Origin of the sequence: Hydrogenophaga flava NBRC 102514 (assembly GCF_001571145.1) — a bacterium.
GTDB classification, from domain to species: domain Bacteria; phylum Pseudomonadota; class Gammaproteobacteria; order Burkholderiales; family Burkholderiaceae_C; genus Hydrogenophaga; species Hydrogenophaga flava.
The window spans coordinates 150371-157642 of sequence record NZ_BCTF01000011.1 but is presented as its reverse complement, the minus strand read 5'-3'; the positions used below and the strand labels follow the sequence as shown (position 1 = coordinate 157642).

Annotated in this window: 9 protein-coding genes; 6 read left to right on the top strand and 3 right to left on the bottom strand. The window is 70.7% G+C overall.

Annotation, left to right across the window (positions count from 1 at the left end):
* Nucleotides 1-98 precede the first annotated feature (98 nt).
* Genes HFL01S_RS11710 through HFL01S_RS11700 form a run of 3 tightly spaced genes read left to right on the top strand, consistent with a single transcriptional unit; the run spans nt 99 to nt 2604 of the window.
* Entirely contained in the window at nt 99-950 is an 852-nt protein-coding gene (locus HFL01S_RS11710) for a hypothetical protein (RefSeq protein ID WP_066258590.1), read from the top strand.
* Nucleotides 951-982: 32 nt separating this feature from the next.
* Nucleotides 983-1558: an RNA polymerase sigma factor gene (locus tag HFL01S_RS11705; protein WP_157538849.1), complete on the top strand. Its 576-nt coding sequence runs from the start codon at nt 983-985 to the stop codon at nt 1556-1558.
* Nucleotides 1555-2604, top strand: a complete 1050-nt coding sequence (locus HFL01S_RS11700) for an ankyrin repeat domain-containing protein (protein WP_066258586.1) — start codon at nt 1555-1557, stop codon at nt 2602-2604. Before HFL01S_RS11705 ends, HFL01S_RS11700 begins: the two co-directional genes overlap by 4 nt.
* A gap of 47 nt (nt 2605-2651) precedes the next feature.
* Here the strand turns inward: HFL01S_RS11700 and HFL01S_RS11695 are convergent, their stop codons facing one another.
* Nucleotides 2652-3647, bottom strand: coding sequence for a GlxA family transcriptional regulator (locus HFL01S_RS11695; protein WP_066258584.1), 996 nt, complete (start codon nt 3645-3647; stop codon nt 2652-2654).
* 92 nt (nt 3648-3739) lie between these two features.
* On the opposite strand from HFL01S_RS11695, the gene HFL01S_RS11690 reads away from it, so the two are divergent.
* Nucleotides 3740-4081 (top strand): DUF2834 domain-containing protein, encoded by a 342-nt coding sequence (locus HFL01S_RS11690; RefSeq protein ID WP_066258582.1) that lies wholly within the window; start codon nt 3740-3742, stop codon nt 4079-4081.
* Nucleotides 4082-4096: 15 nt separating this feature from the next.
* Here HFL01S_RS11690 and HFL01S_RS11685 read toward each other — a convergent pair whose 3' ends face one another.
* Complete coding sequence (locus HFL01S_RS11685) at nt 4097-5080, bottom strand: 2-hydroxyacid dehydrogenase (RefSeq protein WP_066258580.1); 984 nt, start codon at nt 5078-5080, stop codon at nt 4097-4099.
* 8 nt (nt 5081-5088) lie between these two features.
* Nucleotides 5089-5436 (bottom strand): FKBP-type peptidyl-prolyl cis-trans isomerase, encoded by a 348-nt coding sequence (locus tag HFL01S_RS11680; protein WP_066150438.1) that lies wholly within the window; start codon nt 5434-5436, stop codon nt 5089-5091.
* Between the two features lie 174 nt (nt 5437-5610).
* Between HFL01S_RS11680 and HFL01S_RS11675 the strand changes: the two genes are divergently transcribed.
* Nucleotides 5611-6426 carry a hypothetical protein gene (locus tag HFL01S_RS11675; protein WP_066258578.1) on the top strand — a complete coding sequence of 272 codons (816 nt, stop codon included), beginning with the start codon at nt 5611-5613 and terminating at the stop codon, nt 6424-6426.
* Between the two features lie 160 nt (nt 6427-6586).
* Complete coding sequence (locus HFL01S_RS25080) at nt 6587-7270, top strand: hypothetical protein (protein WP_157538848.1); 684 nt, start codon at nt 6587-6589, stop codon at nt 7268-7270.
* Nucleotides 7271-7272: the final 2 nt, after the last annotated feature.

Below are 7272 nucleotides of genomic sequence, written 5' to 3'. Positions count from 1 at the left end.
GTCGTCAATCAATTGCTGATTTAGAAATAATCACCCGGGTTAACCCCGGAAAGATCTGTCATTCGTTTCAGTGGACTCCCACCCTTTCTGGAGTCCTCATGAACACCTCCCTGCGCCGCCTCGCCCTGTCCGCCTTCGCGGCAGGTGCCTTGTTGTCCGCCCTGCCCGCCCAAGCCATCGGCCGGCTCGCCGACGTCCACGTGATCGACCGCGACAGCGGCGAGACCCTGCCGATCTACCGGCACCGGGGCGAACACTGGGTCGCGGGCCGGCCGGGCGCCCGCTACGCCGTCTCGGTGCGCAATGCCCAGCCGAACCGCCTCATGGGCGTGGTCTCGGTCGATGGCGTCAATGTGGTCTCGGGCGAAACCGCCGCCTGGCACCAGACCGGCTACGTGCTCGGCCCCTGGCAGCAGTACGACATCACCGGCTGGCGCAAGTCAGACCACGAGGTCGCGGCCTTCCACTTCACAGCGATGCCGTCGTCCTACGCCGCACGCACCGGTCGCCCGGCGCATGTGGGGGTGATCGGGGTGGCGCTCTTCCGTGAGAAGGCCCCGGCCCTGGAGCCGCTGCCGGAGCCGGTCTACCCGTCCTGGCGCGAGCGGCGGGAACTCAATGAAGCCGAAAGCGGCTCACTGGGCAGGGGCCCGCTCGGACGCGGCGCACCCTCGGCCTCGGCCGCCGACTCGGTCGCCGAAGCCCGCCGCCCGGCACCGGCCCCGGCGGCGCCGAAGCTGGGCACCGGCCACGGTGAGCGCGAACACGACACCATCGGCCACACCACGTTCGAGCGCCGCAGCGACCAGCCCGACGAGCTGATCCGCATCCGCTACGACAGCCGCGAGAACCTGGTGGCGATGGGCGTCCTGCCGCCCGACGTGGCGCCGCACCGCCCACAGCCCTTCCCGGGGTTGCTCGCGCCGCGCTATGCGCCCGATCCGGACTGAAGGCGTGAACGCCGCCACCCATAATCGCCCGCATGACCGCGGCCGACACGCCCACCGACGAAGAGCTCATGCAGGCCTATGCCCGCGGGGACATGCGCGCCTTTGAAACCCTGTACGACCGCCACACCCTGCCGGTGTGGCGCTTCGTGCAGCGCAGCGTGCAGAACTCAGCGCTGGCCGACGACCTGGTGCAGGACGTCTGGTTCAGCGTGGTGCGCCACGCCCCGCAGTACGAGCCACGGGCCAAGTTCCGCACCTGGCTGTTCACCCTGGCGCACCACCGCATGGTCGACCACTGGCGCACACAGAAGAACCACACCAGCCTGGACGCCGAAAGCGAGGACGGCACTGAGCTGGCCGAGATGCTGGCGGCCGAGTCCGGCTTCGGCCCGGAGCGCCGGCTCGATTCGCGCGAGCTGGCACAGGCGCTGCTGGATGCGCTGGCGGCGCTGCCCGAGGTGCAGCGCGAGGCCTTCCTGCTGCAGGCCGAGGCGGGCATGAGCCTGGCCGAGATCGCGCAGACCACAGGCGTCAACACCGAAACTGCCAAGAGCCGCCTGCGCTACGCCCGCGCCCGCCTGCGCGAGACCCTGGAGGCCCACGCATGAACCGCGACCACCTGCCGCCAACGCCCGACGATGCGCTGCTGCAGCGCTACCAAGAGGCCAATGAGCTCGACACCGCGCGGCCTGGCCCCACGCTGCGCGAGAACGTGCTGGCCCACGCGCGCGCCGTCGCCGCCTCGCGCCTCGAAACGCCGCCCCCCAACGCGCGGTCAGCCGCCAACGACAGCACCTGGACCTGGCGGGCCCTGGGCAGCCTGGCGGTGATCGGCCTGGTCGGCCTGCTGGTGCTGCAGTTCGACCGCGGCACACCCGAGGAAAAGGAGCTGGCCATGGGTGCTGGCAGCGCACGCCCTGCCGCAGAGACGGCTGCGGCGCCGGCTGCACCTGCTGCTCCCGCCGCCCCCGCGGAGTCGTCCGCCACCGCCCAGGCACAGCCGCCCCAGACGGAGCCGCTGCAGGAAGGGCAGGCGCCGGAGGCGCAGACCCGGTTCATGAAGCGACCGCCAACGCCAGTGGCCACCGCTCCCGAGGCGGCGGACCGCATGGCCGACGCCGAGCCCGCGCAGGAGGCCGAGCGTGCGGCCACCGCCGCATCGGCCGAGGTCGCTCCTCCGCCGCAGGCACCGGCAGCAGCGGTCCCGCCAGCCCCTGCGGCCAAGGCCATGGCGCCCCAGGCCCCCGCCCCCATGCCCCGCGCAGCACCTGCCGCCACGGCGCCCGCGCCGGCCACCGCCGACAGCGCAGCATCCGCAGGCATCTCGCGCAACGCCACCGAAGGGGTGCTGCGCGAGCGGCGGGAGATCACCACCGCCCGCCCCACAGCACCGCCTTCGCCCCTCTTCGCCGCCATCGCGTCCGGCAACGCGGAGGCCGTGCGGCAACGGCTGGCCGAGGGGGCCGATCCGAACGCGTCCGACGCCACCGGCCAAACGCCGCTGATCGCAGCGGTGCGGACTGGCAACGAAGCGGTGGTGCGGCTGCTGCTGGCCGCAGGGGCAGACCGCATGCTGCGCGACCGCGAAGGCCTCAACGCCGCCGACCATGCCGAACAGAGCGGCCACCCGGGTCTGCTGCCGCTGCTGCGCTGAAAAGACGAGCCGCGCCTGCAGCGTCGCCGCGCAGCAGGCGCTCAGCTCTATGACCGTGCCGGATCGGCCACCGGGCGCTGCCGCCGGACCTGGCGCGGCGTGGCCTCGGTCAGCCGCTGCAGCATCCGGCGCAAGGCTGTGGCGTCCTGGTAGCCCACCGCGGCTGCCACCTGCTCCACCGGCAAGCGCGTGTGCTCCAGCAGGGCCCGCGCGCGCCGCAGACGCACGCTCTGGATCAGCGCCATCGGCGACTTGCCGGTGGCGCGCTGCACATGGCGCGCCAGCGTGCGGGTCGACATCGCGGCCTGCTGCGCCAGCATCGACACGGTCACCGCTTCAGGCCAACGCGCCTCGATCTGCTGCACGAGGCCGCTGACAAAGTCGTCGCCCGCCACCAGGGCCTGGGGCACCACGTAGGGCGACTGCGCCGCGCGGGCGTCGATCAGCAGCACCCGGCTGACCCAGTCGGCCAGCGCGTGTCCGCCATGTTCGCGCAGCAGGTGCAGCATCAGGTCGGTCTGAGCCAGGGCCGCCCCGCCGGTGGCGACAGGGCCGTCCACGCACACCATGCGGTCGGCGTCCACGCGGCAGGCGGGAAACCGCTGCTGCAGCAGGTGGGCCAGCCACCAGGTGGTGGTGGCGCGGCGCCCGTCCAGCACGCCCGCCAGACCCAGCACGAACACCGAGAAACACGACGCCGCCACGCGCCCGCCCGCAGCCACATGGCGGCGTACCGCCGCAGCCGTCGCCTGCACGCGTGGGTCGTCCAGGTGTTGCGCCAGTTGCGCGGTGTCGGCCAGACGCAAGCCGGGCAGCACCCACACCGAAGGGTCGGCGCCCGCGCGCCGCGGCAGGGGGCGGGTGTCCACAGTCAGGCCCATCGACAGCGCCACCGGGCCACCCTCTGGCGAGAGCACCCGCCAGGTCGGCGCTGGCACGCCGCAGCGCGGCGCCATCACCTGCGCCGCCGACAGCATGTCCAGCGTCACGGCCACGCCGCTGGTCAGGCTGCCGGGCAGGACGATCAGGCTGAAGTCGGGCATGTCTGAAATCGCTCCAAAGATGTCATTCCGGACACTTTAAGACCAGGCAGGTCACGGGTCCAATGCAGCCCATCGATTCATGGAGCCGCTGCATGACACCACCGACCCCGAGACCCATCACCCGCTGGTACCTGGCGCTGGCACTGGCCGGACTGGTGGGCACCTGGTTCTACAACCTGCAGTACTTCCAGTCGGGGGGCAGCGTGGCGCCCGGGCGCTTCTGGGCCGATGCCATGGTCAACCCGCTGACCAGTGCGATCACGATCGACGTGTACCTGTCGGCGCTGGTGTTTGCGGTCTGGGTCTGGCGCGAAACGGCCCCGCTCAGCCGCTGGCGGGCCTTGGCCTGGATCGCGCTGTGTTTCGGGGTGGGACTGGCGATCGCCCTGCCGCTGTACCTCGCGCACCTTGGCGCCGCCGCCGCCCGGCGCTGACCTGGCCGCAGGGCCTCAGTGCGGAGCGACTTGGTTGAGCGGCGTCCTGGCCTGCCCGGTGGTCAGGTAGGCGATCAGGTTGTCGGCCGCGAGCATGGCCATCGCCATGCGCGTGGGCAGGGTGGCGCTGGCGATGTGCGGCGTGAGCACCACGTTGGGTACCGTCAGCAGCTCGGGGTTGACCTGGGGCTCGCCCTCGAACACGTCCAGCCCCGCCGCAGCAATGCGTTTCTCGCGCAGCGCCGCGACCAGCGCGTTCTCGTCGACGATGCCGCCGCGCGCGATGTTGACCAGGGTGGCCGTGGGTTTCATCAGCGCCAGCTCGGCCGCGCCCACGGTGTGGTGCGCCGCGGGGGTGTAGGGCAGCACCAGCACCACGTGGTCAGCCTGCGAGAACAGGTCTTCGCGCGAGACATAACTCGCGCCGCAGGCGGCCTCTTTTTCGGCGTCCAGCCGCGACCGGTTGTGGTAGACCACCCGCATGCCGAAGCCGTGGGCGCCGCGGCGGGCAATGGCCTGGCCGATGCGGCCCATGCCCAGGATGCCGAGCGTGCTGCCGTGAATATCGGCACCCGCGAACAGGTCGAGCGACCACTGCTTCCACTGTCCTGCGCGCAGGAAGTGTTCGCTCTCGGCGATGCGCCGCGCAGTCGCCATCAGCAGCGCAAAGCCGAAGTCGGCCGTGGTCTCGGTGAGCACGTCGGGCGCGTTGGTGGCCTGCACGCCAGCCGCCGTCATCGCGTCCAGATCGAAGTTGTTGTAGCCCACCGCAAGGTTGGCCACGATCTTCAGCTGCGGGCAGGCCGCCAGCAGCGCCGCGTCGATGCGCTCGCTGCCGGTGGTCAGCACCCCGTCCTTGCCCTGCAGGCGCTCGATGAGTTCGGCTGCAGACCAGACCACGCCGGGCGGCGTGGTCTCGACCTCGAAGTGCGCGCGCAGGCGTTCCACCACCTCGGGGAACACGGCGCGCGCGATCAGGATGGCGGGGCGCTGGCTCATACCCGCACTCAGACGGCCAGCAGGTCGACTTCGAACAGCAGCGTGGCGTTGGGCGGGATCACGCCGCCGGCGCCGCGCGCGCCGTAGCCCAGCGCGGCCGGGATCACCAGTCGGCGCGTGCCGCCGACGGCCATGCCCTGCACGCCCTCGTCCCAGCCCTTGATCACGTGGCCAGCGCCGAGCGGGAATTCGAAGGGCTGGCCGCGGTCCTTGCTGGAGTCGAACTTGGCGCCCTGCACGCCGTCGTTGTAGAGCCAGCCGGTGTAGTGCACCTGCACGCGGCGGCCGGCCTGTGCGACCTCGCCGTTGCCGACGGTGGTGTCTTCGTACTGCAGGCCGCTGGGGGTGGTGATCATGGTGTGTCCTCGGGTTGAAAAAAACGGAAGGCCGATTATTCCAGCCCGGCACCGGCCCGGCGCTGGCACCACTTCAAACACCTGTTTACACAGGCTTTGCACGCCATGGGGCAAACGTTGACGCGGCCGCGATGTACTGCAGTCCTCGCAACCACCGGTCCCAGGAGACCCACGATGACCACCTCCACCCCCCTGCTTTCCCGCCGCCTGGCGCTGGGCGCCATTGCCGGCTCGGCCCTGCTCACCGCGTTGCCGGCCATGGCCGAGGGACGCCTGACCGACGTGCGCGTGATCGACCGAGACCGCGGTGCGGTGCTGCCGCTCTACCGCCACCGCGGCGAGTACTGGGTGGCGGGCGAACCGGGTGCCCGCTACGCCATCGAGCTGCTCAACGACAGCCGCGAGCGCCTGCTCAACGTGGTGTCGGTGGACGGCGTGAACGTGATCACCGGCGAGACCGCCGACTTCGACCAGGCCGGCTACGTGCTGGAGCCCATGCAGCGCTACGACGTGGCCGGCTGGCGCAAGAGCAAGCGCGAGATCGCGGCCTTCGAGTTCACCCGCCACTCGCGCTCCTACGCGGCGCGCACCGGGCGCCCGGACGACGTGGGCGTGATTGGCGTGGCGGTGTTCCGCGAGCGCGAGGCCTTCCAACTGCCGCGCCCGCCGCTGCCGCCCTTCCCGCCGTTCGATCGCAGCGAACCCCGCTCGGGCAGCAAGTCCAGCCCGCAGCTGCAGGAGCGTTCCCACAACGGTGCGCAGGCGGGGCCCCAGCTGGGCACTGGCCACGGCGATCGCGAACGCGACCGCGTGGGCGAGACAGACTTCGAGCGCCGCAGCAACCGTCCGGACGAGATCATCCGCATCCGCTACGACAGCCGCGAGAACCTGGTCGCGCTGGGTGTGATCCCGCCGGAGCGCCGCCGCTGGCGCGACCGGCCCAGCGCCTTCCCGGGTGCGAACCGGGGCTACGTGCCCGATCCGAACTGAACGTCGCGCCTGTGCAGGCAAACCCCCGGACAGCCTGCGGATTACCGGCCTTACACCCGCTTACCAGCAAGGCCGGAATATCCTGAGGGCGCCACGCGTTGAACACACACACCGGCTGCAATGCGGCACCGGTGATGTGTTCAACCCAGTGGAGCCCTTCATGAAACAACCTCTCCGAGCCATTGCCGCCACCGTGGCGGCCCTGATGACCGGCAGCAGCGTGCAGGCCCAGGCCCTGCCGTCCCTGCGCGAATGGACGCGCCAGTTGCCCAGCATGGAACGCACGGCAGCGCCCCGTGTCCTGGCCTCCGACGACGATGGCCAGCGCGGAGGCACGCCGCGCGGCGACACCCCGGTGCACCGCTTCTTCAACGGCTGGGAGCGCGGCATGAAATCCGCCGCAGCGGCCGTGGGTCTGGGTGACGACCGCGGCGGACGGCAGAACGGTTCGTCGAGCAACTCGTCGTCCAACAGATCCTCCAACAGTTCGTCCAGCTCCAGCAGCAACCGGTCGGACATCAGCGGCCCGCGCAACGGCGGCGGCCGCCAGGGACAGGGCGCGTCCAACAGTTCGTCCAACCGCTCTTCCAATTCGAGCAGCAACAGCTCGGCCAACTCGTCGTCGAACTCATCCTCGAACTCGTCGGCCAACAGCAGCAGCAACCGCTCGTCCAACAGTTCCAGCAACTCGAGCAGCAACCGGTCGAACAACAGCTCGTCCAACCGGTCGTCGAACTCCAGCAGCAACAGCTCGTCGAACGGTTCGTCGAACAGCTCCTCCAACAGCTCTTCGAACAGTTCGTCGAACAGCTCGTCCAACTCCAGCAGCAACAGCAGCGACTGAAA

Excerpts from the sequence above, each read along its gene's own strand:
- HFL01S_RS11680 (WP_066150438.1), bottom strand. The coding sequence starts at position 5,436 with ATGATCACCACCCCCAGCGGCCTGCAGTACGAAGACACCACCGTCGGC.
- HFL01S_RS11710 (WP_066258590.1), top strand. The coding sequence starts at position 99 with ATGAACACCTCCCTGCGCCGCCTCGCCCTGTCCGCCTTCGCGGCAGGT.
- HFL01S_RS11700 (WP_066258586.1), top strand. The coding sequence starts at position 1,555 with ATGAACCGCGACCACCTGCCGCCAACGCCCGACGATGCGCTGCTGCAG.
- HFL01S_RS11705 (WP_157538849.1), top strand. The coding sequence starts at position 983 with ATGACCGCGGCCGACACGCCCACCGACGAAGAGCTCATGCAGGCCTAT.
- HFL01S_RS11685 (WP_066258580.1), bottom strand. The coding sequence starts at position 5,080 with ATGAGCCAGCGCCCCGCCATCCTGATCGCGCGCGCCGTGTTCCCCGAG.
- HFL01S_RS11675 (WP_066258578.1), top strand. The coding sequence starts at position 5,611 with ATGACCACCTCCACCCCCCTGCTTTCCCGCCGCCTGGCGCTGGGCGCC.
- HFL01S_RS25080 (WP_157538848.1), top strand. The coding sequence starts at position 6,587 with ATGAAACAACCTCTCCGAGCCATTGCCGCCACCGTGGCGGCCCTGATG.
- HFL01S_RS11695 (WP_066258584.1), bottom strand. The coding sequence starts at position 3,647 with ATGCCCGACTTCAGCCTGATCGTCCTGCCCGGCAGCCTGACCAGCGGC.
- HFL01S_RS11690 (WP_066258582.1), top strand. The coding sequence starts at position 3,740 with ATGACACCACCGACCCCGAGACCCATCACCCGCTGGTACCTGGCGCTG.